This is a genomic window from Burkholderia sp. APQ4-4ca, assembly GCF_057837105.1.
Window position 1 is genome coordinate 1 of the sequence record NZ_JBYQCG010000212.1, and the last position, 25,385, is coordinate 25,385.

At 66.1% G+C, this 25,385-nt stretch carries 23 protein-coding genes and 1 pseudogene; 14 read left to right on the forward strand and 10 right to left on the reverse strand.

The features are described 5' to 3' along the window. On the reverse strand, window positions 1–214 hold a 214-nt coding region (locus AC3IFE_RS21645; RefSeq protein WP_489191904.1), incomplete at its 3' end, for a LysR family transcriptional regulator. A gap of 311 nt (window positions 215–525) precedes the next feature. Here AC3IFE_RS21645 and mdlC point away from each other — a divergent pair. The 6 genes from mdlC to AC3IFE_RS21675 all read left to right on the forward strand — a co-directional run bounded on the left by mdlC (window position 526) and on the right by AC3IFE_RS21675 (window position 6,699). Further along, window positions 526–2,115, forward strand: coding sequence for a benzoylformate decarboxylase (mdlC, locus tag AC3IFE_RS21650; protein ID WP_301739396.1), 1,590 nt, complete (start codon window positions 526–528; stop codon window positions 2,113–2,115). Between the two features lie 55 nt (window positions 2,116–2,170). Next, window positions 2,171–3,622 carry an aldehyde dehydrogenase gene (locus AC3IFE_RS21655; RefSeq protein WP_489191905.1) on the forward strand — a complete coding sequence of 484 codons (1,452 nt, stop codon included), beginning with the start codon at window positions 2,171–2,173 and terminating at the stop codon, window positions 3,620–3,622. A 40-nt stretch (window positions 3,623–3,662) separates the two neighbouring features. Then, window positions 3,663–3,887 carry a hypothetical protein gene (locus AC3IFE_RS21660; RefSeq protein ID WP_489191906.1) on the forward strand — a complete coding sequence of 75 codons (225 nt, stop codon included), beginning with the start codon at window positions 3,663–3,665 and terminating at the stop codon, window positions 3,885–3,887. Next, window positions 3,884–5,230 carry an MFS transporter gene (locus tag AC3IFE_RS21665; protein WP_489191907.1) on the forward strand — a complete coding sequence of 449 codons (1,347 nt, stop codon included), beginning with the start codon at window positions 3,884–3,886 and terminating at the stop codon, window positions 5,228–5,230. Before AC3IFE_RS21660 ends, AC3IFE_RS21665 begins: the two co-directional genes overlap by 4 nt. Window positions 5,231–5,622: 392 nt before the next feature. After that, window positions 5,623–5,832 (forward strand): hypothetical protein, encoded by a 210-nt coding sequence (locus tag AC3IFE_RS21670; protein ID WP_089469473.1) that lies wholly within the window; start codon window positions 5,623–5,625, stop codon window positions 5,830–5,832. Window positions 5,833–5,880: 48 nt separating this feature from the next. Further along, on the forward strand, window positions 5,881–6,699 hold the full coding sequence (locus tag AC3IFE_RS21675; protein ID WP_489191908.1) for a hypothetical protein: 819 nt from the start codon (window positions 5,881–5,883) through the stop codon (window positions 6,697–6,699). Between the two features lie 141 nt (window positions 6,700–6,840). Here the strand turns inward: AC3IFE_RS21675 and tkt are convergent, their stop codons facing one another. Next, complete coding sequence (tkt, locus tag AC3IFE_RS21680; protein WP_489191909.1) at window positions 6,841–8,895, reverse strand: transketolase; 2,055 nt, start codon at window positions 8,893–8,895, stop codon at window positions 6,841–6,843. 98 nt (window positions 8,896–8,993) lie between these two features. Next, on the reverse strand, window positions 8,994–9,146 hold the full coding sequence (locus AC3IFE_RS21685) for a hypothetical protein (RefSeq protein WP_179233501.1): 153 nt from the start codon (window positions 9,144–9,146) through the stop codon (window positions 8,994–8,996). 239 nt (window positions 9,147–9,385) lie between these two features. Here AC3IFE_RS21685 and AC3IFE_RS21690 point away from each other — a divergent pair, with 239 nt between their 5' ends. Next, a complete protein-coding gene (locus AC3IFE_RS21690; protein WP_089470543.1) occupies window positions 9,386–9,592 on the forward strand; it encodes a hypothetical protein in 207 nt (68 codons plus the stop codon). A 57-nt stretch (window positions 9,593–9,649) separates the two neighbouring features. Here the strand turns inward: AC3IFE_RS21690 and AC3IFE_RS21695 are convergent, their stop codons facing one another. Together AC3IFE_RS21695 and AC3IFE_RS21700 are read right to left on the reverse strand one after the other, a co-directional pair. Then, on the reverse strand, window positions 9,650–10,075 hold the full coding sequence (locus AC3IFE_RS21695; RefSeq protein ID WP_089469476.1) for an NUDIX hydrolase: 426 nt from the start codon (window positions 10,073–10,075) through the stop codon (window positions 9,650–9,652). Between the two features lie 216 nt (window positions 10,076–10,291). Further along, window positions 10,292–11,680, reverse strand: a complete 1,389-nt coding sequence (locus AC3IFE_RS21700; protein WP_089469477.1) for a nucleobase:cation symporter-2 family protein — start codon at window positions 11,678–11,680, stop codon at window positions 10,292–10,294. A gap of 107 nt (window positions 11,681–11,787) precedes the next feature. Here AC3IFE_RS21700 and AC3IFE_RS21705 point away from each other — a divergent pair, with 107 nt between their 5' ends. Continuing rightward, window positions 11,788–12,339, forward strand: coding sequence for an SDR family oxidoreductase (locus tag AC3IFE_RS21705; protein WP_489191910.1), 552 nt, complete (start codon window positions 11,788–11,790; stop codon window positions 12,337–12,339). A 22-nt stretch (window positions 12,340–12,361) separates the two neighbouring features. Here AC3IFE_RS21705 and AC3IFE_RS21710 read toward each other — a convergent pair whose 3' ends face one another. After that, the gene (locus tag AC3IFE_RS21710) at window positions 12,362–13,333 is read right to left on the reverse strand and encodes a LysR substrate-binding domain-containing protein (protein WP_489192053.1); all 972 of its coding nucleotides are present in this window, start codon (window positions 13,331–13,333) and stop codon (window positions 12,362–12,364) included. A 133-nt stretch (window positions 13,334–13,466) separates the two neighbouring features. Here AC3IFE_RS21710 and AC3IFE_RS21715 point away from each other — a divergent pair, with 133 nt between their 5' ends. The 3 genes from AC3IFE_RS21715 to AC3IFE_RS21725 all read left to right on the forward strand — a co-directional run bounded on the left by AC3IFE_RS21715 (window position 13,467) and on the right by AC3IFE_RS21725 (window position 15,926). Then, the gene (locus tag AC3IFE_RS21715) at window positions 13,467–14,186 is read left to right on the forward strand and encodes an SDR family oxidoreductase (protein ID WP_489191911.1); all 720 of its coding nucleotides are present in this window, start codon (window positions 13,467–13,469) and stop codon (window positions 14,184–14,186) included. A gap of 250 nt (window positions 14,187–14,436) precedes the next feature. Further along, window positions 14,437–14,772, forward strand: a complete 336-nt coding sequence (locus tag AC3IFE_RS21720) for a putative quinol monooxygenase (protein ID WP_489191912.1) — start codon at window positions 14,437–14,439, stop codon at window positions 14,770–14,772. Beyond that, window positions 14,769–15,926: an iron-containing alcohol dehydrogenase gene (locus AC3IFE_RS21725; RefSeq protein ID WP_489191913.1), complete on the forward strand. Its 1,158-nt coding sequence runs from the start codon at window positions 14,769–14,771 to the stop codon at window positions 15,924–15,926. The genes AC3IFE_RS21720 and AC3IFE_RS21725 overlap by 4 nt, the downstream gene beginning before the upstream one ends. A gap of 37 nt (window positions 15,927–15,963) precedes the next feature. Here AC3IFE_RS21725 and AC3IFE_RS21730 read toward each other — a convergent pair whose 3' ends face one another. Together AC3IFE_RS21730 and AC3IFE_RS21735 are read right to left on the reverse strand one after the other, a co-directional pair. Next, window positions 15,964–16,485 carry a hypothetical protein gene (locus AC3IFE_RS21730; RefSeq protein WP_489191914.1) on the reverse strand — a complete coding sequence of 174 codons (522 nt, stop codon included), beginning with the start codon at window positions 16,483–16,485 and terminating at the stop codon, window positions 15,964–15,966. 41 nt (window positions 16,486–16,526) lie between these two features. After that, window positions 16,527–18,707, reverse strand: a complete 2,181-nt coding sequence (locus AC3IFE_RS21735; RefSeq protein ID WP_489191915.1) for an ornithine decarboxylase — start codon at window positions 18,705–18,707, stop codon at window positions 16,527–16,529. A gap of 534 nt (window positions 18,708–19,241) precedes the next feature. Between AC3IFE_RS21735 and AC3IFE_RS21740 the strand changes: the two genes are divergently transcribed. Both AC3IFE_RS21740 and potE read left to right on the forward strand, forming a co-directional pair. Continuing rightward, on the forward strand, window positions 19,242–21,521 hold the full coding sequence (locus AC3IFE_RS21740) for an Orn/Lys/Arg family decarboxylase (RefSeq protein ID WP_489192055.1): 2,280 nt from the start codon (window positions 19,242–19,244) through the stop codon (window positions 21,519–21,521). A gap of 78 nt (window positions 21,522–21,599) precedes the next feature. Further along, window positions 21,600–22,985, forward strand: coding sequence for a putrescine-ornithine antiporter (gene potE / locus AC3IFE_RS21745; RefSeq protein WP_089469485.1), 1,386 nt, complete (start codon window positions 21,600–21,602; stop codon window positions 22,983–22,985). Between the two features lie 15 nt (window positions 22,986–23,000). Here the strand turns inward: potE and AC3IFE_RS21750 are convergent, their stop codons facing one another. Further along, on the reverse strand, window positions 23,001–23,897 hold the full coding sequence (locus AC3IFE_RS21750) for a LysR family transcriptional regulator (RefSeq protein WP_489191916.1): 897 nt from the start codon (window positions 23,895–23,897) through the stop codon (window positions 23,001–23,003). A gap of 197 nt (window positions 23,898–24,094) precedes the next feature. Here AC3IFE_RS21750 and AC3IFE_RS21755 point away from each other — a divergent pair, with 197 nt between their 5' ends. Then, the gene (locus AC3IFE_RS21755; RefSeq protein ID WP_489191917.1) at window positions 24,095–24,679 is read left to right on the forward strand and encodes a putative glycolipid-binding domain-containing protein; all 585 of its coding nucleotides are present in this window, start codon (window positions 24,095–24,097) and stop codon (window positions 24,677–24,679) included. 4 nt (window positions 24,680–24,683) lie between these two features. On the opposite strand, the pseudogene AC3IFE_RS21760 reads toward AC3IFE_RS21755, so the two are convergent. Next, a pseudogene (locus AC3IFE_RS21760) lies at window positions 24,684–25,380 on the reverse strand (ABC transporter substrate-binding protein); the annotation flags it as partial. Window positions 25,381–25,385 lie beyond the last annotated feature (5 nt).

The following is a 25,385-nucleotide window of genomic DNA, read 5'->3' on the forward strand; positions in this document are numbered from 1 at the left end:
ACATCGCATGCGGCATCAATGCTTCGCCCAGCGCGGTCAACTGCATCCCTTTGGTGTGACGCTCGAAAAGCGGCGCCCCGACGGACTCCTCGAGCCGCTTGATCGATCTGCTCAGCGCCGGCTGGGTCATGTTCAGCATGGCCGCGGCCCGTCCCAGGCTACCCGCGGACACGATCGTGGTGAACATCATCAGCTGCTGCAGATTGAAACTCATCGTGGCGGACCAGATTGAAAGGAGTGAAGGGGGCGAACGGGATTCCGGGCCGCCCGGCGCCTGCTAGGTGTCTTCCCTGCCAGGGACCGCGGCGCCCGCTCCTTGCGGCGACCGCCGAGCCCCGATGACGGCGAACAGCCTTGTCCGACAAGGCATCCGGGCGGAATGGGCCGCTCCGGCGATCCCACAGACTCATGCCTGAATGTAATGACTTTGAGCCTTTTTGGCAATTTTCAAACAAGGTGCCGAATCCCATACTGCGGCTCATCCCATCACCGCCAGCCTGAGTGGCGAACCGCAGAGGATTCGAGATGCAACGAAACACAAGTGGGCAGCCGACCGTTCGCGATGCCGTCGTGGACTTGATGCGGCGCCTCGAATTGACGTCCGTGTTTGCCAATCCCGGCTCGACCGAGCTACCGATGTTCCGCGACTTCCCTGAGGACTTCCGGTACGTGCTCGGGTTGCAGGAAGCAGTGGTGGTCGGTATGGCGGACGGGTATGCCCAAGCCACCGGCAATGCCGCGCTGGTCAACCTGCATTCGGCGGCCGGTGTCGGCAACGCGATGGGCAACATCTTCACGGCTTTCAAGAACCGGACGCCGCTGATCATCACGGCCGGCCAGCAGGCCCGTTCGATTCTGCCGTTCGATCCGTTTCTGTCGGCATCGCAAGCCACCGAGCTGCCGCGGCCCTATGTGAAGTGGAGCATCGAACCGGCTCGTGCCGCGGATGTTCCGCTGGCGCTCGCCCGGGCTTACCACGTGGCGATGCAGGAGCCGCGCGGCCCGGTGTTCGTGTCCGTTCCGGTCGACGACTGGGATCAGCCGGCCGAGTTCGTCGAGGCGACCCGGGTCAGCACCCGGTTCCGCCCCGATCCGGTACGGATCGCGGAGATCGGCGACGCGCTGGACGACTGCAAACGGCCGGCCATCGTCGTCGGCGCGGAACTCGATCGTGCCGATGCGTGGAGCGAGGCCATCCAGCTGGCCGAGCGCCACAACGCGCGGGTTTATGTTGCGCCGATGTCGTCACGCTGCAGCTTCCCTGAAGATCATCGGCTTTTCGCCGGCTTCCTGCCGGCGATGCGCGAAAAAATCGTTCGGATGCTGAACGGGCATGACCTGATCTTCGTCGTCGGCGCGCCGGCTTTTGCGTATCACGTCGAAGGCAGCGGCCCGCATGTGCCCGACGGCGCGGCGTTGTACCAGCTCATCGACGATCCGGCTACCGCTGCGTGGACCCCGGTCGGCACGTCGGTGGTGGCGAACATTCGCCTGGGGCTGGCGGACCTGCTCGCCCGTCCGGCGCCGCGAGGCAGGCCGCTGCCGGCGCCGCGCGAGGCGGTCGAGCGAGCCGAGCCCACGGCGGTGATGTCGGTCGCCTTTGCGTTGCAGACGCTGTCCGAGGTCCGCAACGCAGCCGATATCGTGGTCGAGGAGGCGCCCAGTTCGCGCCCCGTCATGCAACGTTATCTGCCGTTCACGCGCAGTCGGACGTTCTACACGATGGCAAGCGGCGGTCTGGGCTACGGCATGCCCGCCGCGGTGGGCGTGGCGTTGGCCAAACCCGGTAGCCGCGTGATCGGCCTCATCGGCGACGGCTCGACGATGTATTCGCCGCAAGCGATCTATAGCGCGGTCCTGCTCGATCTTCCGATCACATTCGTGATCCTCAATAACTCGCGCTACGCCGCCTTGCAGGAATTCGCGCCCGTGTTCGGCTTCGCCGCGTCGGAGCCGGTACAGGGCACCGACCTGCCAGGGCTGGATTTCGTTTCCTTGGCCAACGGCATGGGGTGCGAAGGCGTTCGAGTGAACGACGCGCTGTCGCTGAAGCCCGCGCTGGAAGACGCGTTGTCTTCGGGAAAAACACGCGTCGTCGAAATTGTCGTGGCCTGACCGCGAGTCGGTGATTCGGCAGGCCGGTTTTTCAATAATATTCCAGGAGACGGTAATGAATCAGGTAACGATGTTGATCAACGGCGAGCGTGCGATGGCTCGCGATGGCGCGACATTCGAGCGCCGCAACCCACTCGATGACACGGTTGCCTCGACGGCGCCGGCCGCGACCGTCGCCGATGCACAAGCGGCGGTGCATGCGGCGGCCGCCGCGTTTCCCGCATGGTCGGCGATGGGCCCCGGCGAACGACGCGCGCTACTGAATCGGGCCGCGGATGCGCTCGAAGAAAAAGGCGACGCTTTCGCGCTGGCCATGGCAACCGAAACGGGCGCGTCCCGCCTGTGGGCGAATTTCAATGTCAAGCTTGCGGCCGACGGGCTGCGTGAAGCGGCTGCGATGACCACGCAGATTTCGGGCGAGGTGACTCCGTCGGACGTGCCGGGCAGTCTCGCGCTCGGCGTGAGGCAGGCCGCCGGCGTCGTGCTCGGCATCGCACCGTGGAACGCGCCCGTCATCCTCGGCGTGCGTGCCATCGCGTTGCCGCTGGCGTGCGGCAATACCGTCGTGCTCAAAGGCTCCGAAACCTGCCCCGCGACCCACGGCCTCATCATCGAGTCGTTGCAGGACGCCGGACTGCCGCGCGGTGTCGTGAACTTCGTCACGAACGCGCCAGCGAATGCGGGCGACATCGTCGAAGCGATCATTGCCGAACCGGCGGTCAGACGGGTGAACTTCACGGGTTCGACGCGCGTCGGCCGCATCGTCGCGACCCGGTGCGCGAAATATCTGAAGCCTTCGGTCCTCGAACTCGGCGGAAAGGCGCCGTTTCTGGTGCTCCACGATGCCGATATCGACGCTGCCGTTCAAGGCGCGGCATTCGGGGCATTCGCCAATTCCGGCCAGATCTGCATGTCGACCGAACGCATCGTCGTCGACACGAAGATCGCCGATGAATTCGTCGCGCGACTGGCGCAAAAGGCCCGGAGCCTGCCGCTTGGCGATCCGAGAAAGGGGCCGACCGTGCTCGGCTCCGTCGTGGACATGGCGACCGTCAGGAGATGCAACGACCTGATCGACGACGCGCTGGCGAAAGGCGCGACTCTGGTATGCGGAGGGAAAGCCGAGACCACGCTCATGCCGGCCACGTTGCTCGATCACGTGACGGCGGACATGCAGATCTACCGGGAGGAATCGTTCGGGCCCGTCAAGGCGATCGTTCGTGTCAATGGCGACGAAGAGGCCGTCGCATGTGCAAACAACAACGAATATGGTCTGTCGGCGGCAGTCTTCAGCCGTGACGTCGCGCGGGCGTTGACGGTAGCGAAGCGTATCGAGTCCGGGCTTTGCCACGTCAATGGCCCGACGGTTCACGACGAGGCGCAAATGCCGTTTGGCGGGATGAAGTCCAGTGGTTTCGGGCATTTCGGCGGCAAGGCAGGAGTCGCGGAATTTACCGATTTGCGCTGGATCACCGTGCAAACGACGCCTCGTCACTATCCGTTCTGATCGTTGCCGCGGCCAGCGCGCGTGTTTCGCCGTGGAAGCGATGAGCTTCCTGACGGTGGGCGCGAACAAAATAACAACCCTATATCGTTGGAAAGCCTTCGCTCCCGGAACGACGAGCGATCGGCTCAAGGAGACTGCAATGCCTGTCGTCAATGCCGAGTCGTCGCTCGATCGCACGCGGTTCGATTTTGATCATCACGTTGGAAGGCGGATTAATCAGGACTGCAATTTTGAATTCGCCAATCCGGCCGGGGGAGCAAAATGAACGATCGAAATCCCGGTTTTCCGACCGTAGACATCGGCCGCACGCTTGATGATGGACCGTTCTCGGCGTTCCAGCGAATGGTTGTCCTGCTCGCCGCGCTCGCGATCGTGATGGATGGATTCGATGGGCAACTCATCGGATTCGCCATTCCCGGCCTGATCAAGGAATGGGGCATCACGCGCAACGCATTTGCACCCGCCGTTGCTGCGGGCCTCGTCGGCATGGGGATAGGCAGCGCATTCGCCGGGCTGTTTGCGGACAGGTTCGGTCGGCGCTGGGCAATCATCGGGAGCGTGCTGGTATTCGGCCTGGCGACGAGTTCGATCGCGCTATCGCCGGACGTCATGACCATTGCGATCCTGCGTTTCTTCGCGGGACTGGGTATCGGCGGCGCACTGCCGAGCGCGACGACCATGACGGCGGAATTTACGCCTGCTCGCCGACGAACGCTCGCCGTGACCGCAACCATCGTTTGCGTACCGCTGGGGGGCATGCTTGCCGGGTTGTTCGCGAGCGTCGTGCTGCCTCATTATGGCTGGCGCGGCCTCTTTCTGATTGGCGGCACGCTTCCCGTCGCGCTGGCGTTCCTGCTGTATTTCGTCATGCCGGAATCGCCACGTTATCTGGCCCGCCATCACGAACGTTGGAACGAACTGCGCCACCTGCTGACCCGCATGTCCCGCTCGATTCGGCCGGACGCCGTGTTCGCCGATCAGAAGGAGCAGAAGGCTGGGCAGCGTCCAGGCTTTCGTGCGCTGTTCGCCGACCATCAGGGCCGAGACACGCTTGCAATCTGGGTCGCTTTCTTCATGAACCTGGTTGCGGTCTACAGCGCATTCAGCTGGCTGCCGACGATGCTTGCAGGCGAGGGGCTCAGCCCTTCGGTGGCGGGTTCGGGTCTTACCGCCTACAACCTCGGCGGCGTACTCGGCGCAATGGGTTGCGCGGTGGCGATCGGTCGGTTCGGGTCGCGCCGGCCTTTGCTCGTGTGCTGCCTGATGGCAGCCGCGAGCGCGCTTTTGCTGCGCGGTCTCGACGTTTCCGCCCACACGATGCTGCTCGTGTTCGGCATCGGTTTGCACGGCCTCTTCGTCAACGCGGTCCAGTCGACCATGTATGCCCTTTGCGCGTACGTCTATCCGACCGAGATTCGCGCGACCGGGACCGCGTCCGCGCTCGCGTTTGGACGGCTCGGCGCGATTCTCAGCGCGTTCGCGGGGGCCTTCGTGATCACGCAGGGCGGAGCGTCTGCGTACCTGGGCATGCTGGGTGCCGCGATGGCGATGGTCTTTATCTGCCTGATGATCGTGCGTCGCCATATTCCGCCGATCAAGAGCGCCTGAGCTCGGTCTCCAGGCCGACTGAGGCGAGCGAAACCGGACGGCGGCGAGCCTCGGGCTTTTCGCATCACGATTCAATCTTCGAAGGGGCTGACACGGTGCGAAAAGCGCTTCGCGTTTTCGTGGCATCCGCAAAGGCTGATTTCTCGGCTCGCCTGATCGAGCGGTCGGCACACGTCGGCGGATGCGAGTACACGGCAACTTTCGATGTGGCAGCCTCAAAGGTCGCGGGCATGCGGTGAATAAAGGAATCGCGGCGCATGCCGATAATAGGAAAAGAGAGTAAGACCGTACCTGCAGAACGAGTGACGCAGTCGGGCGGAAGGCATCCGGGCGGCTGTATTTCGGTCGCGCAGGCTGACGGCGACGGTCAAGGCGAATAACCGGAAAACGACATGGCAAATTTCAGCGTCTGGCACTGGATTATCCTGATCCTCCTGCCGATCATCTATCTCGTTCCCGCCGCTCGCATTCTCCGAAAAGCGGGCTTCTCGGGCTGGCTTTGCTTGCTGTTGTTGGTGCCGGTGATCAATCTGGTGATGTACTGGGTCTTTTCCTTCGTCCGCTGGCCGGTTGAAGGCACCGCTACCCGCACCGGTGCATAGCGATAAGAAAAGAACAAAAATGCCAGCTACCGTCTCGGGTTGCCAACAATGAACGATGACATCGGGAACGGAACGAAGGCTGCGACGCGTCCCGCGATCGTTACGGGGCTGGCATATTTGTTCCTGACCTTCACGATGACCCTGCTTCGCGCGTATGACGCCGCGGCCCCCATTGGCAAGATTCCGCTCGACCCCGGCAGCGTGTTTCCCGTCTCGGTGCAATGGAGGTGGCACTGGATCCAGATTCCTCTGACCGTGGTTGTCGCGGTCGGGCTGTTCCGTGGTTGGCGCTGGGCAAGATGGCTCGCGCTGGCGGTGCTCGTAGTCGCTGGCGCAATATCGGCTCCCCTACGGGACGTGCGGGCAGCGCCATCATATGTGTTCGTGCTGGCATTGAATCTCGTCATCTGCGCGCTGCTCTTCTTCGCACCCAGCGCGAAGGTCTATTTCTCACGTTCGACCCGGCTCCCTCGAATATTCACGACGCGAGGAGCGATTAGTACCGGTCTGCTCGTTTTTGCGGTTTTTACGGCCCATAGCATCGGCTTTGCCGCATTGAAGAAACCGGACGCGGCGGCCATGTGGGGAAGCTCCGCGCTCTTTCTGCTACCCGCCCTGGTGTTCAGCGCCATTACCTGCTGGGACCTGCGGCGTTCTGTCCGTGAGATCGCGGCCGCATTGTTGGCCGTGACCGTCGCCCTGATAAGTGTGCAGGTCAAAGTCTTCATCGCCGGACGTGCGTGGCCCACGGGTGCTACGCTCCAGTCAGGCTTGTTTCAGAGCATGCTGCTGACAATCGTCTTGGGTATCAGCGGACTTACGTTCGCGGCATGGGCCGTACGCGCTCGAACGACTGCCGCTCGATGAGCGGCTCATTCACTTTCGAACAGCTACTTCGATAGGGCAGGGCGGAGGGCGACTTATCGCTGCGGCACGATTGCCGTTGACTCAGGTTCGCTGGAGGCGGCCGTTCGCATGCCGCCGGACCCAGCGTTGTCGCGTGCTTGATCAGTGCATGCCGTTAACTCGCAGTACGTCCCGCGCAGCGCGAACGACCGCATCTACCGTGATGTCGAATTTCTCGTACACGTCGTTGATTTTTCCGGACTCGCCGAAGCTGTGCATGCCGACGAATCGGCCTTTCGGACCGATGTATCGCTCCCATCCCAGTTCGACGGCGGCCTCGACCGCGACTCTCGCAGGAGACGCACCCAGCACGGCCTCCTGGTAATCGCGTGGCTGCTCCTCGAAGAGCAGGCGGCACGGCATCGATACAACGGTCGTCGGCACACCTTCCTTCTGCAGGATGTCGCGAGCCTGGACAGCGAGGTGAACCTCCGAGCCTGTCGCGAGCAGCGTGAGTCGGCGCGGCCCACCCTCGGCCTTCCGCAAAATGTAGGCACCCCGCGCCGACTCGTTTTCGTTGCCGGGTTCGTTGCGCAGCAGCGGGACCGGCTGTCGCGACAATGCGAGGAGCGCAGCCCTGCGGGGCTGTTCGAGAATCAGTTCCCAGCACTCTGCCGCTTCGATTGGATCGGCCGGCCGATAGACGGCGAGCTGGGGAATCGCCCGAAGTGCCGCGAGATGTTCGACGGGCTGATGAGTCGGGCCATCTTCTCCGAGGCCGATCGAATCGTGCGTCATCACGAAGATGGATCGCACCCGCATCATTGCGCTCAACCGGATCGCCGGGCGACAGTAGTCCGAAAAACAAAGGAAGGTGCCGCCGTACGGAATCAGGCCGCCATGAAGGGCGATGCCGTTCATCGCGGCGGCCATCCCATGTTCGCGGACGCCGTAGTGGAGGTACGAACCTTTGAACTGTCCCGGCTCGATCGCGATTTGATGCTTCGTCTTCGTATTGTTGGACACCGTGAGGTCCGCCGAGCCGCCGAGCAATTCCGGAATCGCGTCGACGAGACGATCAAGCACTTCACCGCTGGCCTTGCGGGTGGCCATTTCACGACCACTGGCAATAAAAGCCTGCCGTGCCGCGGCAATTGCCTGCTTCCAGTCATCCGGAAGCTTGCCCGCATTGCGCCGCTCGAATTCGGTACGCAGTGCCAGCGGCGCCCGGCTGACGCGCTCTTCCCACGCGAGTCTTGCATTGCGGCCGCGCGCCCCGATCTCCGGCCATGCTTTCAGCAGGTCGTCCGGGATTTCGAACGGCGGCGAATGCCAGTCGAGGGTCTGTCGTGCGCCCGCGATTTCATCCTCGCCCGGCGCGTCGCTATGCGCGCGCTCGGTCCCGGCCTTCGTCGGAAAGCCGAACCCGATGATCGTCCTGCATGCGATCAAGGTCGGTCTGTCATTCGTCGTTCGAGCGGTCTCGATGGCATGCCGTATCGCATCCGTGTCATGACCGTCGATTTCCAGGACGCGCCATCCGGCCGAGTGAAAGCGCTCGATCTCGTTGTCCGAGACCGCGAGCTTGGTGGCGCCGTCGATAGAGATTGAATTGTTGTCCCAAAACGCGATCAGTCTGCCCAGCCTGAGGTGGCCGGCCAAGGAAATGGCCTCGTGGCTGATGCCTTCCATCAGGCAACCGTCACCGAGAAATACGTAGGTGTAGTGATCGACAAGATCATCGCCGAAGCGCGCATTCATGATGCGCTCAGCCAACGCCATGCCGACGGATTCCGCGATGCCTTGTCCGAGGGGGCCGGTCGTCAGTTCGATTCCCTCGGCGTGCGAGTACTCCGGATGGCCGGGCGTCTTGCTGCCGACTTGCCGGAACCGCTTGAGCTCGTCCAGCGTCATGTCGGAATAGCCCGTCAGATAGAGGAGGCTGTAGAGGAGCATCGACGCGTGTCCGTTGGAAAGTACCAACCGGTCTCGATCGATCCAGTGGGGCGCGGATGCATCGAATTGCATGAACTCCTTGAACAGGACCGTCGCGACGTCGGCCAAGCCCATTGGCGCACCGGGATGACCGCTGTTGGCTTTCTGTACGGCATCCATTGAAAGGAAGCGAATGCAGTTCGCTAGCGCGCGAAGATGGGGATCGCGTGGGGACGGCACGGCCTTGGGAGCCGCCCGGGAATTTGCGGTGGGATCGCTCATCGGTTCTCCTGTGTCAGGTCGGAAAGATGAGGCCGCGGCGCAATATCCATACCTTCTTCGGCGCGACCGTCACGTCCGGTGACGTCGGGTGATGACCGTCAATCGAGGCCGATGGCGCGGCCGCCGTCGAGGAAATCCGCTGGATCGTCGCCGATTCGCCCGGTCATGGGCATCGCCCGGTGGGGTGCGTGGCGCAATGAAGGCATTGCTGCCGGACAAGTGCCGTTCAACGCGAAGCGCATCCAACGCATCAGACGCTCTCGTGGCCCGCTGATGCATATCGTCCGGCTTCGCCTCGGCCGTCCGTCACGCGACGGTCGACATCGTATTGCTCGACCCGCGCCGTACAGGGCGGCCGCGGCCGCCGAAACTTGATCGGGAAAAGCACCAGAAGCTTGCGTATTTTCTTCCGGTTATAGTGGAATCGCTGAAGGTAGACGCGGCGTTTTTTGCCGATATCGTTCAGGTAACGACCGTAGACGGGTGCCGTATGAAAAACAAAATCGACAAGACCGCAGGACCGATCTGGGGCGTGGCAGCAGGATTGCTTCTTGCTGGCGCGGGATTGAGCCTGGGTATTTTCCCGGCGGCGCTGCGCAACAGCGCAAACGACTTCATGGCGTCCGGCGCCGCGATGCTGGGCATCTTCCTCGTCGTCTATTCCACGCACGAACTGCGAAGAAAGCGCGCGCACTGAGCGTCCGCGCACCGCTGATCACGGCCCCGACTCAGCCGGCCCACGGCTCGGGGTGCGCTACGCCTTGCGGATTTCGTGGTCGTAGACGAGCTCGACGATTCGCTTCGTCGGAATACTCGCGCGCAGGCGGTCGACGCTGTCGATCGGAAACCACTTGCATTTCTCGATCTCGTTGCTCGCTTGAGGTGTCTGGTCCGGCCCGACTTCCGCGAAGAACACGTGATGGATTTTCGCGAGCCCGGTGAACTGCATCGAGTACACCAGGTCCTGGCCGGTCATGCCGGTTTCCTCGCCCAGTTCGCGATGCGCGGCTTCGAGCGGCGTTTCCCCGCGCTTGATCGTGCCGCCCGGAAGGGCCCAGCGCGACGCCGCACGCGTGACGAGCAACACTCGCGCATCGCGATAGCAGACGACGGTCGCGCGTTCCTTGATCGGAACGGCAGTCGTTTCGGGGGCTTGGTCGGGCGCGAGGGTTTGGGGCATGCCGTGATTCTAACCAGCACAAATCGATCGGCCAAGGCGCCCTGACCGGGTTTGACGATTGATTGCCGCCGATGCGCGGCCGGTACGCCGCGTGCCTGCGCGAGCGCAAGCCCGGTGGCAGGGCGGTGCGCCGGACGTCCGATGCCGTTTGGCGCGACGACCGACGTGGCCCGTCACGCGCGCCACGTCGTCATGCGGTTCGCACCGCGATTGCCGTTACTTCCTTTCCGGCAGGAACCAGTTCATCACGAGCGCGCAGATGCCGCCCGTCGCCACGCCCGATTCCAGCACGTTCTTCAGCGCATGCGGCAGGCTGTTCAGGATGTCCGGCACCTGCGACACGCCGAGGCCGAGCGCGAGCGATACCGCGATGATCAGCAGCGCGCGGCGGTCGAGGTGGACGCCCGCGAGGATGTTGATGCCCGACGCGGCCACCGCACCGAACATCACCATCGCCGCACCGCCGAGCACGGGCTCCGGCACGGCCTGCAGCACGCCGGCGACGACCGGGAACAGGCCGAGCACGACGAGCATCCCCGCGATCCAGATGCCGACGTGACGGCTCGCGACGCCGGTGATCTGGATCACGCCGTTGTTCTGCGCGAATACCGAGCTCGGGAACGTGTTGAACACGCCGGCCAGCAGCGAGTTCGCGCCGTTGACGAGCACGCCGCCCTTGATCCGCTGCATCCACACCGGCCCTTCGACCGGCTCGTTCGAGATCTTGCTGGTGGCCGTCACGTCGCCGATCGCTTCGAGCGACGTGACGAGGTAGATGATCAGCATCGGCACGAACAGCGCCCACGAGAAGCCGATGCCGAAATGCAGCGGCGTCGGCACCTGGAACAGCGCGGCCTGGTGCATGCCGGTGAAGTCGAGGCGGCCGAGGAACGCGGCCGCGAGATAGCCGATCGCGAGCGCGATGACGAGCGCGGTGCTGCGCACCCAGACGATCGGCACGCGGTTCAGCAGGATGATCGTGCCGAGCACGAGGCCGGACAGCGTCAGGTTCTCGGCGCTCGCAAAGGTGCCCTTGGCCATCGCGCCGTAGCCGCCGCCCATGCTGATCAGGCCGACCTTGATCAGCGTGAGGCCGATCAGCAGCACGACGATGCCGGTGACGAGCGGCGTGATCAGGCGCTTCACGAACGGCAGGATGCGCGACACGCCCATCTCGACGAACGACCCGGCGATCACGACGCCGAAGATCGCGGCCATCACGGTCTCGACCGGCGTGCCCTGCTTGACCATCAGGCTGCCGCCGGCGATCAGCGGGCCGACGAAGTTGAAGCTGGTGCCCTGGACGATCAGCAGGCCGGCGCCGAGCGGGCCGAAGCGCTTGCACTGGACGAACGTCGCGATGCCGGAAATCACCAGCGACATCGACACGATCAGGGTCGTATCGCGGCTGGGCACGCCGAGCGCCTGGCAGATCAGCAGGCCGGGCGTGACGATGGGCACGATGATCGCCAGCAGGTGCTGCAGCGCGGCGACGAAGGCGACCATCGGCGCCGGCCGGTCGTTCGGGCCGTAGACGAGGTCGCGGGCCGGGTCGGCGGCGTCGGCACCATGGGAGGCGGATGGGGCGGAGGAGGCGGGTTGCATGGCGAGCGGGCCGGACAAGGTGGAAAGTGCGGCATTTTAGCCGAAGGGCCCGCCGGCGCCGCCCGGCCTGGCCGCGACAGGGAGGATGCGGCGGCGCGGGCATCGCGGTGGCCGATATCGCGGACCGGCACGCGGTGCAGGCCGTATTCGATACGCTGACGCGGGTCGATCACCTGGTCGTCACGGCCGGTCGCTTCATTGCCGGCAAACTGAACGAGACCGATCCCGATCATCTGCTCGCCGCGCTGGACGAGCGCATCGCCGGGCCGGTGTACGCGATCCGCGCCGCATTGCCGCTGATACCCGCGACCGGTTCGATCGTGCTGACCGGCGGGCAACTGTCGGATCGTCCGGGCGCGCAAGGCACGGCCGTCATCGCCGCCGCCGTGCGCGGCGTCGAGGCGCTGGCGCAGTCGCTCGCGCTGGAACTGAAGCCGGTGCGCGTCAATGTCGTCGCGCCGGGCTTCGTCGAGACGCCGCTGTACGACGCGTTTGGCCCGGCAGCGCGCGATGCGATCCTCGCGGGCGCCGCCGCGGCGTTGCCGGGCGGCCGTGTCGGTCGCGCCGACGAAGTCGGGGAAGCGATCGCGTTCCTGCTGGGCAACCGTTTCATGAATGGCGAAATCCTGCACATCGACGGCGGTGGCCGGCTGGTCTGAGCGGCGTGAGGTCAACCCCCGGTCAGCTGGCGGCGCGTGCTCCATTGCCCCGCGCCGTCGTGCGTGGCGGGCGGGCATCCGGATACGCGCGCTGGCACACGGCGATGACCGTGTCACGCAGGCGGCGATGCACGGGGTCGCCGTGCATGCGCGGATGCCACAGCGCCGACACGAGGATCGCCGGCAGGCGGACCGGCACCTCGAAGCTGCGCAGCCCGAGCGCTTCGATGAGCCCCGGCGAGCACGCGTTGCCGAGGCTCGAGCGCGGCACCAGCGCGATCAGGTCGGTGCTGGCCGCGACACGCATCGCGTCCGGATAGCCCGGCACGACGACGTGCACGGCGGGGCCGGCCTCGCCGGCCGGGTCGTCGGCGGCCCCGTCGAAATCGCCCAACTGTGCGGAAATGACGTGACGGCAGGCCGCATAGCGCGCGGGCGTGATCCGCGCCGACGCGAACAGCGGATGCCCGGCGCGCGCCACCGCGACGTGCCAGTCGTGAAAGAGCATGCGCGTGTGCAGCTCGGGCGCGTCGTCGCCGCGCTTGCCGATTTCCAGATCGACGGTGCCATCGCGCAGCGCTTGCGGATCGCGGTCGAGCTTCGGGACGAAGCGGATCCGCACGTGCGGCGCGACGTCGGCCAGGGCGGCGACTACGGGGCCCGACAGCATTTCCATGAACGATGCGGCCGCGCGAATGGTGAACGTGGCCGTGAGCGTGGCGAAGTCGACGTCGGCGGTGGCCGGCCGGAGCACCGCGCGCGCGTCGCGCGCGACGGCATGCACGCGCTCGCGCAACGCGGCGGCGTGCGGCGTCGGCACGAGCTTGCGCCCGGCGCGCACGAGCAGTTGATCGCCAGTGGCGACGCGCAGCCGCGTGAGCGTGCGGCTCATCGCGGACGTGCTCAGGCCCAGCCGGCGCGCGGCGCCGGTCACGCTGCTCTCCGACAGCAGCACGTCGAGCGCGGTGACGAGGTTCAGGTCGATGTCTTCCATGCGGACAGGATACGCCACTACGAGGTTTGGCATGGCGTTCGGTGCAACGATGGATTGCATCGGGTGCGTCTGGCGCCTGTCTTGGCGCGCGCCTATAGTAGGCGCATGACGAAACACGGCAAAGGCGAAAACCATGCAATCGACTGAATCGAATCGACGAAACGCCCCCGCGATCCTGCTCGTCGCCGCGTCGCGCGGCCTCGGACTGGCAATGGCGGAGGCATTCCTGGACAAGGGCTGGCACGTGACGGGCACCGTGCGCGAAGGATCGGGGCGCACGAAGCTGCACGACCTGGCCGACCCGTTCGACGGCCGGCTCGAGATCGGCACGCTCGACATCTGCGAGCCCGCGCAACTGGCCGCGCTGCGCGAGCGCCTGTCGGGCCGGCGCTTCGACATGCTGTTCGTGAATGCGGGCACGACCAACGATCCGAACGAAACGATCGGCGAAGTGACGACCGACGAATTCGTGCGCGTGATGATCACGAATGCGCTGGCGCCGATGCGCGCGATCGAGACGCTGCAGGATCTCGTGGCCGACGACGGGCTGATCGGCGCGATGTCGTCGGGGCAGGGCAGCGTGACCAACAACGTCAGCGGGATGCGGGAGGTGTATCGCGGCAGCAAGGCCGCGCTGAACCAGTTCATGCGCAGCTTCGCGGCGCGTCAGGCCGGCACGCGCCGCGCGCTGGCGCTGATGGCGCCCGGCTGGGTCCGCACCGAACTCGGCGGGCCCGACGCGCGCCTGACCATCGAGGAGAGCGTGCCGAGCCTCGTCGACGTGCTGCTGGCGAAGCGGGCGCGGCCCGGGCTCGAATATCTCGACTATCTGGGGCGGACGGTGCCGTGGTAGCCGGGGCGGCGGCGCAAGTGCGGGGCGGGCGGCCCGGTTCCGGCTCGCCGTGAACGTGCGGCGCGATTCGGCCTGCTGTTCGCGGCCCGGTCGCGGCCCGGACGCGGCACTGCGCAGGCCGTGCCGATTCAATACAATGCGACGACGCGTCAGCGATACGATGCCGCCTCATCGCGTTTGAATCCATCCGGTTCATGGCGGATGGGGGCGTTCCCGTCGCGACTGGCTTGTGTCGAACAAGGAGCGCCGCATGAACGAACCCTATCTGCAGGTCATCGCGCATTTCTTCGCGAAACCCGGCAACGGCGACCGCGTGGTCGAACTGCTGGCCGAACTCGCGCCGGCCACGCGCACCGAGCCGAAAAACCTCGACTACGCGTATTTCCGGTCGCCGGAGAATCCCGACCACATCGTGATCCTCGAGCGTTACAGCGAGGCCGACGGCCTCGACGTACATCGGGAAACGCCGCATTTCCAGCGGATCGGTGTCGGCGCGATCATGCCGTTGCTCGAGCGTCGCGAGGTGATCCGCTACATGGTGCAGCCGGACGCCGGCACGGCGACGCCCCCGGGAGGCGCCCGATGAACCCGTTTCAATTCCGCACCGTTCCGACGCAGATCGTCGAATTCGGCGTCGCGCGCCGGCTCGGCGCGCTGTTGCGCGAACGCTTTCCGGCGCTCGGGCGGCTGTGCGTCGTCACCGATGCGTTCCTGCATCGCAGCGGCGTGCTCGCGCCCGCGCTGGCGAGCCTCGCCGCGCACGGCTGGCAGGTCACCGTGATCGACGACGTGATCGCCGATCCGCCCGAGCACGTGGTGCTCGAAGCGACCGCGCGGGCCGTCGCGGCCGATGCCGAGATCGTGCTTGGGCTGGGCGGCGGCTCGTCGATGGACGTCGCGAAGCTGATCGCGGTGCTCGCGCCGGGCCAGCAGGCGCTGGCCGACATGTACGGTGTCGACAAGGTCACGAGCGCGCGGCTGCCGCTCGTGCAGATGCCGACCACGGCCGGCACGGGCTCCGAGGTTACGGCCGTATCGATCGTCACGGTCGGCGAGGCGCGCAAGATGGGTGTCGTGTCGCCGCACCTGTTCGCGGACGTCGCGATCCTCGACGCGGAACTCACGCTCGGCCTGCCGCGCGCGGCGACCGCCGCCACCGGCATCGATGCGATGGTGCATGCGATCGAGGCGTACACGTCCGCGCGGCTGAAGAATCCGGTCTCCGACATGCTGGCGACGCACGCGCTGACGCTGCTGTCGCGCAACCTGCTGGCCGCATGCGACGACGGGCAGAACCGGCACGCGCGCGAAGCGATGCTGGTCGGCGCGATGTTCGCGGGGCAGGCATTCGCGAACGCGCCGGTCGCGGCCGTGCACGCGCTGGCCTATCCGGTGGGCGGGATCTTTCACGTGCCGCACGGGTTGTCGAACGCGCTCGTGCTGCCGCACGTGCTGCGCTTCAACGCGCTGGCCGCCGCGCCGTTGTATGCGGAACTGGCGGCGATCGTCGCGCCGTCGGCCACGGGCAGCGACGAAGCGAAAACGCACGCGCTGATCGCCGAGATCGACCGGCTGATCGTCGCGACGGGCATTCCGCGCACGCTGCGCGAGGTCGGTATCGGCGAGGACGACCTGCCGCGGATGGCGTCGGACGCGATGCTGCAAACGCGCCTGCTCGTGAACAATCCGCGCGAGGTGACCGAGGCCGACGCGCTGGCGCTCTACCGGCACGCGTGGTGACGCGGCGGGCGCGATGCCGCCCGCCGGCCGGGTGCCGTCATTTCAGGTCCCGATCCTTGCAGGTCGGCTCGAGTTCGCCGTCGAAGTACTGATACAGGTGCACGAGCAACTTGTTGGCGCCGACCTTGCGCCCGAGGTAATGCGTGCCTTCCACCGACGTGCAGGTCGAGAAGGCGAGCTGCAAGCCGCCGTCGAGCACGGCTTCCGGGTGCGCGCCCTGGCGCACGAAATGCGCGGCGCCGACGATGCCGAAGCCGCGCGTGTCCGCCGGCACCGATTTCGGCAGCGACAGTGCGTACGCGGCGATCGTGCGGTCGTCGTGCAGGCTGTCGAGAATCTGGTTGCCGGGCTTGCCGGCGGGGCCGGTGACTGTCGCGCAGCAGTGCGCGACGCCTTTGTCGTCATCGGGCAGCACTTGCAGCGACGTGCCTGCCGCGAGATGCGTATTCGGCGTGTAGTAGACGCCGTCGACAACCACGCCGACCTGCTGCGCATGCGCGGCGATGGAGACGGCGAGCGCCGGGGCGATCAGGAGCGGACGAAGCGGTCGGACGAGCATGATGGAGGCGATGATACACGCGGCGCGGGCACCGATCGCGATCAGGCCCGCGACGCGTCGGCGCCGGTGGCCACCACGTACGCCGACGCCTGCTTCGTGCCGTCCGGCTTCGTCTGCAGGTACACGCCCTGGATTTCCGGTTCGAAGCCCGGCAGCGCATTGATTCCGGCTTCGAGCGCACGGAAGTAGTCGAGCGCCGGGCCGCCCCACGCTTCGCCGGGCACCACGCAGAAGATGCCGGGCGGATAGGGCAACGCGCCTTCGGTCGCGATCCGGCCTTCGATGCGATCGAGCGTGACGAGTTCGACGTTGTTGCGGATCAGCTCGGTGTTCGCGGCCTGCGGCAGCATCGCCTGCTTCGGGAACTGCGCGCGCCGGAACATCTGTTTCTGAAGATGCTTCATGTCGTGGCTGCGGTAGAAATCGTGCATGCGCTGGCACAGCTGCCGCAGACGCATCGTGCCGTACAGCTCCGGATACGCTTCGCACAGCGACGGAATCGCTTCGCGCAGCGGCGTGTCCTGGTCGAGATGGCGCTCGAACTGCGCGAGGTGCGCGACCAGATGCTGCAGCTTGCCGGCACTCTCCGACGGCGTGAGCAGAAACAGGATCGTATACAGGTCGGCTTTCTCCGGCACGACGCCGTGCTCGCGCAGGTAGCGCGCCAGAATCGGCGCCGGCGCGCCGAACGGCGCATATTCGTGCGTGTCGCGATCGATGCCGGGCGTCGTCAGCAGCAGCTTGCACGGATCGATGAAATACTGGTCGTCCGCATAGCCTTCGAAGCCGTGCCACGTGTCGGCCGGGTGGAAGCGGAAGAAGCGCAGGTCGTCGACCATCTGCTCGGTCGGATGGTCGGCCCACGGGCGGCCGTCGACCTGCTGCGGAACGAACGGGCGAATCTGGCGGCAGGTTTTCAGCAGCAGCTTGCGCGCATCGACGCCGTGCGCGACGCAGTCGCGCCACAGGCGCCTGCCGGCCGGGCCGGCATGCATCTGCGCGTTGACGTCGAGCGCCGCGAACATCGGGTAGAACGGGCTCGTCGACGCGTGGATCATGTATGCGTTGTTGAAGCGCCGGTGATCGCAGAAGCGCTTCTGTCCTTCAATGTGGCTGTCCTTCTTGTGGATCTGCGACGTTTGCGAGAAGCCGGCCTGCTGCTTGTGTACCGATTGCGTGACGAAGATGCCGGGATCGTCGGGCCCGAGCGTCAGCATCAGCGGCGAGCAGTCCTGCATCATCGGGATGAACTGCTCGTAGCCGACCCACGCCGAATCGAACAGGATGTAGTCGCACAGATGCCCGATCCGGTCGACGATTTCGCGCGCGTTGTAGATCGTGCCGTCGTAGGTGCCGAGCTGGATCACCGCGAGCCGGAACGGGCGCGGCAGGTCGGCGCGCTCGGGCGCGACGTCGCGGATCGCGTCGCGAATGCGCGCTTCGCCGAGCGCCGCGCTGTCGACGCCGCCGATGAGGCCCCACGCGTTGCGCGCGGTCTCGAGGTAGACCGGCCGCGCGCCGGACAGCACGAGCGCGCCGAGATGCACCGACTTGTGATTGTTGCGGTCGAACAGCACGAGATCGCCGGGCGCGAGCAGCGCGCTCGTGACGACCTTGTTCGACGTCGACGTGCCGTTCAGCACGAACCAGGTTTTATCCGCGTTGTAGATGCGCGCGGCGTTGCGCTGCGCTTCCAGCGCGGGCCCTTCGTGAATCAGCAGGTCGCCGAGCCGGACGTCCGCGTTGCAGAGATCCGAGCGAAACAGCGTCTCGCCGAAGAAATCGAAGAACATCCGGCCGAGCGGATGATTCGAGAAGAACTGGCCGCCCTGATGGCCCGGGCAGTCGAATTCGACATAGCCGCGCTGCACGTAGTCGCGCATCACCTTGAAGAACGGCGGCAGCAGGTTCTCGCTGTAGATGTCGGCGGCGGCGGAAATCTGCCTGCCGTGGTAATGGCGGCCGCCGTGCCGGAGCGGGATCACGCCGCTCGCGCTCGGCAGGACCGACGGCGGCACTTCCTGGTCGGGTTCGACCGCGACGAAGAACGGAATCGCGAAGCCGGTTCGCTCGACGGTTTTCAGCACCTTTTCCGCGGTATCGATACCGACGACGACTGCCGCGATATTCGTGAAATCGGTCTGGAATACGTCGACCTGTTCGTGCGTGGTGAGAAAGGCGCCGATCAGCGCCGGCTCGACTGCGATTTTCAACAGGCTCACGCGAACTCTCCGGTAAATGACCTGAAGCGGGAGCCGCATTCGCGCCGGCGTGTGATGTCGATACGACACGCGCTGCAGCCGATTGAAACGCTCCCGCGAATGCCGAACGCCGAACGCCGAATGCGGGCTGCGCCGGCAAGCGTTGAGCAGCGCGGCACGGCCGTGATCGGACAGTGCCCGGCGCCGCCGATCGTAGCAATAAAGGCACGCGAATTCAATCAATCGCAATCATCAATGTCATTGACGAATGAGCCTGATCAATCGATCGGGAATTGTCGTGCCGCGGCGCATATAAAAATGATCCAATGTTGAAATCCTATTGGAAAGGCGCCGATGGTTTCACCGAATCGTCGGCTTTTCATCGAAAGGCGTTCATGGCATAGTCGGCTCCGAACTGGATGGCGAATCAAGCCGGAATGGCGAGCGTCCCGTGCCGCTGCCCGTGAGCTGCCGTCCGCGTGCTCGTGAGACGAACGATACCAATCGAAGCAACGCAACAGCGAGGGCAACAACGTGAACACTTCCATTGGCGGCATGCGCCGCCTCGGCATGCGTGCGCTACTGATCGACGACGAGATCGCGCAGGAAACCGCGGCCGGGCGCGCGGTTCGCACGCTGAGCGCGGAACTCGCGCAACGCGGTATCGACGTGTTGACGGCGACGTCCGCCGACGATGCCATCGTGTTGATCCGCTCCGATCCGTCGATCCAGTGCGTGCTGCTCGACTGGGATCTCGGCGTGGACGGTCACGGGCCGTCCGAAGCGGTGGTCGATGCGATCCGGCATCGCAACGGCAGCGTGCCGATCTTCCTGCTCGCCGACCGCAGCGTCGCGTCGACGGTGCCGGCCGCGGTGATGGGCAAGGTCGACGATTTCGTGTGGCTGCTCGAGGATACGGCCGACTTCATCGGCGGGCGCATCCACGCGGCGATCGAACGCTATCGCTCGACCGTCCTGCCGCCGATGTTCGGCGCGCTCGCGAAGTTCTCGCGCGTCTACGAATACTCGTGGCATACGCCCGGCCACACGGGCGGCACCGGCTTCCTGAAATCGCCGGTCGGCCGCGCGTTCTTCGAGTACTTCGGCGAATCGCTGTTCCGCTCCGACCTGTCGATCTCGGTGGGCGAACTCGGTTCGCTGCTCGATCACTCGGGCCCGATCGGCGAAAGCGAACGCTATGCGGCGCGCGTATTTGGCGCGCATCGCACGTATCACGTGACGAACGGCTCGTCGACGTCGAACCGCATCATCCTGATGGCGAGCGTGAGCCGCGACCAGATCGCGCTGTGCGACCGCAACTGCCACAAGTCGGCCGAGCATGCGATGACGATGTCGGGCGCGATTCCGACCTACCTCGTGCCGACGCGCAACCGCTACGGAATCATCGGGCCGATCGCATCGGAGCGCCTCACGCAAGTGGCGATCCGCGAGGCGATCGCATCGAACCCGCTCGCGGCGGGGCTGCCGGATCGCCAGCCGAAGCATGCGATCGTGACGAACTCGACGTATGACGGCCTCTGCTACAACGTGACGCGCGTCGAGGAGCTGCTCGGCGCGAGCGTCGACCGGCTGCACTTCGACGAAGCGTGGTACGGCTACGCGCGTTTCAATCCGATCTACCGCGACCGCCATGCGATGCACGGCGACCCGCGCGACCACCACAAGGATCGGCCGACGGTATTCGCGACGCAGTCGACGCACAAGCTGCTGACCGCGCTGTCGCAGGCGTCGTACATCCACGTGCGTGACGGCCGCAGCCCGATTCCGCATGGCCAGTTCAACGAAACGTTCATGATGCACGCGTCGACGTCGCCGAACTACGCGATCATCGCGTCGAACGACGTCGCCGCCGCGATGATGGACGGCCCCGGCGGCGCGGCGCTGACGCGCGAATCGATCGAGGAGGCCGTCGCGTTCCGGCAGATGATCGCGCGGATGAACGGCGAATTCGGCGCGAAAGGCGACTGGTTCTTCGAATGCTGGCAGCCCGACACCGTGCTCGAGGCGCGTACGGGCCGCACGCTGCCGTTCCACGAAGCGCCGCCCGAACTGCTCGCGACCGACCCGGCGTGCTGGGTGCTGCGCCCCGGCGCGCAATGGCACGGCTTCGGCAACATCGAGGACGGCTACTGCATGCTCGACCCGATCAAGGTGTCGATCGTCACGCCGGGCGTGGCGCCGGCTGGCGGCCTGATGCCGGTCGGCATCCCGGCGAGCGTCGTCACCGCGTATCTCGATGCGCGCGGGATCGTCGTCGAGAAGACGACCGATTTCACGATCCTGTTCCTGTTCTCGATCGGCATCACGAAGGGCAAGTGGGGCTCGCTCGTCAGCGCGCTGTGCGATTTCAAGCGCGACTACGATGCGAACCTGCCGCTCGACATGGCGATTCCGTCGCTCGCGAAGGAGCACGGTTCACGCTATGCGGGCATGGGGCTGAAGGATCTGGCCGACACGATGTTCGCGGCGATGGAGCAGCTCGGCACGACGCGTCTGATGTCGGACGCGTTCTCGATCCTGCCGACGCCGGAGATGAGCCCGGTGCGCGCGTACGAGCATCTCGTGCAGGGCCGCGTCGAGCAGGTCACGCTCGACGAGCTGGCCGGGCGCACGGTGGCCACCGGCGTCGTGCCTTATCCGCCGGGCATTCCGCTCCTGATGCCCGGCGAGAACGCGGGGCCGGCCGGCGGCCCGGTGCTCGGCTACCTGAAGGCGCTCGAAGCGTACGACCGGCGTTTTCCGGGCTTCGCGCACGACACGCACGGCGTGGAAGTCGAGGACGGCACGTACCGCGTGTACTGCCTGACGGCCTGAAGCTCCGAAGCCCCGAAGCCTGACCGGGCGAACGAGCGACCGGCCGCGCGGCGGCCTCACATCGAAGGATCGAACACCATGGACAACGCAGCGCATCTGGCCGATGCGGCCCCGGCGGCCGCGCAGAAGCACCGGATGAACGTCTGGCAGCTCACCATTCTCACCGCGGTCAACATGATGGGCTCCGGCATCATCCTGCTGCCGGCGAAGCTCGCGCAGGTCGGCACGATCTCGCTGCTGTCGTGGATCGTCACGGCCGGCGGCTCGCTCGCGCTGGCCTATGCGTTCGCGCGCTGCGGAATGCTGAGCCGCAAGCCGGGCGGGATGGGCGGCTACGCGGAATACGCGTTCGGCAAGGCCGGCAACTACATGGCGAACTACACGTACGGACTGTCGCTCGTGATCGCGAACGTCGCGATCGGCGTCACGGCGGTCGGCTACGGCACCGTGCTGTTCGACGCGACGCTGTCGCCGCTGCAGACGGGCCTGTGGACGATCTTCCTGCTCGTGCTGACGACGGTCGCGAACTTCGGCGGCTCGCGCATCACCGGCCGGATCGGCGCGGTCACGGTGTGGGGCGTGATCATTCCGGTCGTCGTCGTGTCGCTGGTCGGCTGGTTCTGGTTCAGCGGCGCGACCTGGGGCGCCGCGTGGAATCCGCACCACATGCCGTTCGGGCCGGCCGTCGGCGGCTCGATCGCGGTGACGCTGTGGGCGTTCCTCGGGCTCGAATCGGCGTGCGCGAACGCGGACGCCGTCGAGAATCCGGAGCGCAACGTGCCGATCGCCGTGCTCGGCGGCACGATCGCGTCGGCGATCTTCTACATCGTGTCGACCAACGTGATCGCCGGGATCGTGCCCAACGCGATCCTCGCGGCGTCGAACGCGCCGTTTGGCCTCGCGTTCGCGACGATGTTCACGCCGACCGTCGGCACGATCGTCACCGCGCTGATGGTGATCGCGTGCATCGGCTCGCTGCTCGGCTGGCAGTTCACGGTGGCGCAGGTGTTCAAGAGTTCGGCGGACGTCGGCTACTTCCTGCCGGTGTTCGCCCGCGCGACGCGCACGGGCACGCCGATCGTCGGCATGGTGATCCTGCTGATCGCACAGGTCGCGCTGGCGCTGATGACGATCAGCCCGGAGCTGAGCAGCCAGTTCCAGAAGATCGTCGATCTCGCGGTCGTCACGAACCTTGTGCCTTACGTGATGTCGATGGCCGCGCTGATCACGATCCAGAAGGTCGCGAAGGTGCCGCCGGGCAAGGCACTGCTGACGAACGCGGTCGCGATGGTCGCGACCGCATACAGCTTCTACGCGCTCTACAGCTCGGGCGAGCAGGCGCTGATGCTCGGCGGCCTGTGCGTGTTCCTCGGCTGGACGCTGTTCGGCTTCGTCAGCGCGCGCTTCTACCAGATGGAAGTCGACGCGCACGTGAAGGAGCCGGGGAAGTCGCTGCAGGCGTGACGGCCAGCGCTGGCGTTACGTCAGCAGCGGCGGCAGGGCGCGTTTCAGCAGATCGAAGACGGCACGCACGCGCGGCGGCAGCGGCCGCTGCGCGTGCACCAGCACGTTGAGCGCGAAGTCGGGCACGTCGTAGTGCGGCAGCAGGCGGACGAGCCGGCCGTGCGCGAGCGCGTCCGCGCAAGCCGGATGCTGGACCACGCCGATGCCGCCGCCCGCCGCGATCGTGTCGAACATCGGGCGCCAGTGGCTCGCGGTCATGACCGTGCGGATGCGCGCGTATTCGAGCGCACCACCGTCGCGCTGCAGCGGCACCTGTTCGTTCGCGAACATGCCTTTTACGCGGATGAACGGATGGTTCGCGAGATCGGCCTTCGTGTCGAGCGGGCCGTGCCGCTCGAGATACGACGGTGCTGCGACGAGCACGCGGCCGATTGCGCCGAGCGCATAGGCGACGAAGCCGCCGTCGCGGAGCGGGCCGATCCGGATCGAAATGTCGACGCCCTCGGTGACCGGATCGACGATCTCGTCGTTCAGCACCAGGTCGATGTGCAGTTTCGGATACGCGGTGCGGATCTGCATCAGCACGGCCGGCAGCACGACCTCGCCGAAACACTGGGGCGCCGCGAGCCGGATCGTGCCGTCGAGCGCATTCTCCGTCTTCGACACCGACGCCACGGCCAATTCGGCCGCTTCGAGCAGCGCCTTGCTGCGTTCGTAGAAGAGGCGGCCTTCCTCCGTGCACGCGAGCGTGCGCGCACTGCGCATCAGCAGCCGCGTGCCGAGATGCTTTTCGAGTTTCTCGATGCGCTCGCTGACGGCCGGCTGGCCCATGTCGAGATCCCGCGCCGCGCCGGACATCGTGCCGCGCTCCACGACTCTCACGTAGATGCGCATCGTCGCCAACAAATCCATGAAGTCGCGCCTCGTGTCTTCCGGTTCGATTTTTACCGATCGATGGATGGTACCAAAGCGGCGTCGACGCGATGGTGTGCATGAAGCCGATACTGAGTATCGGCCGGTGCGCTCACGGGGCAGCCGAAGCCGCGTGCGTTCGTCCGCGCCGTGAGCGAAAATCGGCCTTCTTCCGCGCGACCGACAGGAGACACGACATGACGCAACGGAATGAAGCGCGACGGACGCATTGCGTCGCGTGGCAGAACGTGCAGACGTGGCAGGCGGCGGAATGGTGCCGGCTCGCCGAGTCGCGCACGGGTATCGCGCTAACGGGTGCGGTGGCGGGCGCGATCGACGGCACGCCGTTTCGTATCGACTACGCGATCGCATGCGGCGCCGACTGGCTCACGCGCTCGGCGCGCGTGACGCATTGGACCGGCACGGCGCTGCCCCGGCAATGGGACATCGCATGCGACGCGGGGCAGTGGACGATCGACGGCGTCGAGGCGCCGGCGCTCGCGGGCGCGACCGATATCGATCTCGGCTTCAGTCCGTCGACCAATACGCTGCCGATCCGCCGGCTGGCGCTCGCCGTCGGCGAGTCGGCCGAGATTCGCACCGCGTGGTTGCGTTTTCCGGATATCGACATCGTGCGCGGCGAGCAGCGCTATACGCGCACGGCGCCGCACGTGTACCGCTACGAGAGCGGCACGTATGCGGCCGATATCGGAATCGACGATGTGGGCCTCGTCACCGGCTACGACGAATGGCGGCGCATCGGCGCGGCGCCGGCATCGTGACGCGTCAGCGCGCGCTGGCGACCGACAGCTTGCCCGGAATCAGCTTCAGCGTGCTGAACGCGTCGGCGATGCTCTACTGGTATGCGAGCGTCGCATCGGTGATCGGCTGCACGCCGTAGCCGGCGCGCTTGAGCGCGACTTCGAGCGTCGGTGCGTCGAGGCCGACGAGCGGCGACAGTTGCGCCGCGACTTCGGGCACGTGATCGCGCGCCCAGCGGTCGACCGCGTCGACTTCGTCGAGCAACGCGCGCAGCACCTGCGGATGCGCGGCCGCATACTTGCGCGCCGCGAGGTAGTACTGCGTGTTGCGCACGAGCCCTTCGCCGTTCGCGACCACGCGCGCGCCGAGCTGCCGCTCGGCGGCGGCGAGGTACGGACCCCGGATCACCCACGCATCGACGCTGCGCTGCACGAACGCGGCGCGCGCGTCGGCCGGCGTCAGGTAGATCGGCTGGATGTCGGCATACGTGAGGCCCGCATGCTCGAGCGCCTTCGCCAGCAGGTAGTGGACGCTCGAGCCCTTGTTGAACGCGACCTTCTTGCCGCGCGGTTGCGCGACGGTACGGATCGGCGAATCGGGCAGCACGACGATCGCCTCGCCCTGCGGCGCGGGCGGCTCGTCGCCGACGTAGACAACTCGACGCCGACGGCCTGCGCGAAGATCGGCGGGTTTCGCCGGCCGTGGCGACGCCGATCGCGCCGCCGC

Bases quoted from the DNA above. Each gene is read 5' to 3' on its own strand.
- mdlC (WP_301739396.1), top strand. From the start codon at position 526: ATGCAACGAAACACAAGTGGGCAGCCGACCGTTCGCGATGCCGTCGTG.
- AC3IFE_RS21655 (WP_489191905.1), top strand. From the start codon at position 2,171: ATGAATCAGGTAACGATGTTGATCAACGGCGAGCGTGCGATGGCTCGC.
- AC3IFE_RS21660 (WP_489191906.1), top strand. From the start codon at position 3,663: ATGAGCTTCCTGACGGTGGGCGCGAACAAAATAACAACCCTATATCGT.
- AC3IFE_RS21665 (WP_489191907.1), top strand. From the start codon at position 3,884: ATGAACGATCGAAATCCCGGTTTTCCGACCGTAGACATCGGCCGCACG.
- AC3IFE_RS21670 (WP_089469473.1), top strand. From the start codon at position 5,623: ATGGCAAATTTCAGCGTCTGGCACTGGATTATCCTGATCCTCCTGCCG.
- AC3IFE_RS21675 (WP_489191908.1), top strand. From the start codon at position 5,881: ATGAACGATGACATCGGGAACGGAACGAAGGCTGCGACGCGTCCCGCG.
- tkt (WP_489191909.1), bottom strand. From the start codon at position 8,895: ATGAGCGATCCCACCGCAAATTCCCGGGCGGCTCCCAAGGCCGTGCCG.
- AC3IFE_RS21685 (WP_179233501.1), bottom strand. From the start codon at position 9,146: ATGCGTTGGATGCGCTTCGCGTTGAACGGCACTTGTCCGGCAGCAATG.
- AC3IFE_RS21690 (WP_089470543.1), top strand. From the start codon at position 9,386: ATGAAAAACAAAATCGACAAGACCGCAGGACCGATCTGGGGCGTGGCA.
- AC3IFE_RS21695 (WP_089469476.1), bottom strand. From the start codon at position 10,075: ATGCCCCAAACCCTCGCGCCCGACCAAGCCCCCGAAACGACTGCCGTT.
- AC3IFE_RS21700 (WP_089469477.1), bottom strand. From the start codon at position 11,680: ATGCAACCCGCCTCCTCCGCCCCATCCGCCTCCCATGGTGCCGACGCC.
- AC3IFE_RS21710 (WP_489192053.1), bottom strand. From the start codon at position 13,333: ATGGAAGACATCGACCTGAACCTCGTCACCGCGCTCGACGTGCTGCTG.
- AC3IFE_RS21715 (WP_489191911.1), top strand. From the start codon at position 13,467: ATGCAATCGACTGAATCGAATCGACGAAACGCCCCCGCGATCCTGCTC.
- AC3IFE_RS21720 (WP_489191912.1), top strand. From the start codon at position 14,437: ATGAACGAACCCTATCTGCAGGTCATCGCGCATTTCTTCGCGAAACCC.
- AC3IFE_RS21725 (WP_489191913.1), top strand. From the start codon at position 14,769: ATGAACCCGTTTCAATTCCGCACCGTTCCGACGCAGATCGTCGAATTC.
- AC3IFE_RS21730 (WP_489191914.1), bottom strand. From the start codon at position 16,485: ATGCTCGTCCGACCGCTTCGTCCGCTCCTGATCGCCCCGGCGCTCGCC.
- AC3IFE_RS21740 (WP_489192055.1), top strand. From the start codon at position 19,242: ATGCGCCGCCTCGGCATGCGTGCGCTACTGATCGACGACGAGATCGCG.
- potE (WP_089469485.1), top strand. From the start codon at position 21,600: ATGGACAACGCAGCGCATCTGGCCGATGCGGCCCCGGCGGCCGCGCAG.
- AC3IFE_RS21750 (WP_489191916.1), bottom strand. From the start codon at position 23,897: ATGGATTTGTTGGCGACGATGCGCATCTACGTGAGAGTCGTGGAGCGC.
- AC3IFE_RS21755 (WP_489191917.1), top strand. From the start codon at position 24,095: ATGACGCAACGGAATGAAGCGCGACGGACGCATTGCGTCGCGTGGCAG.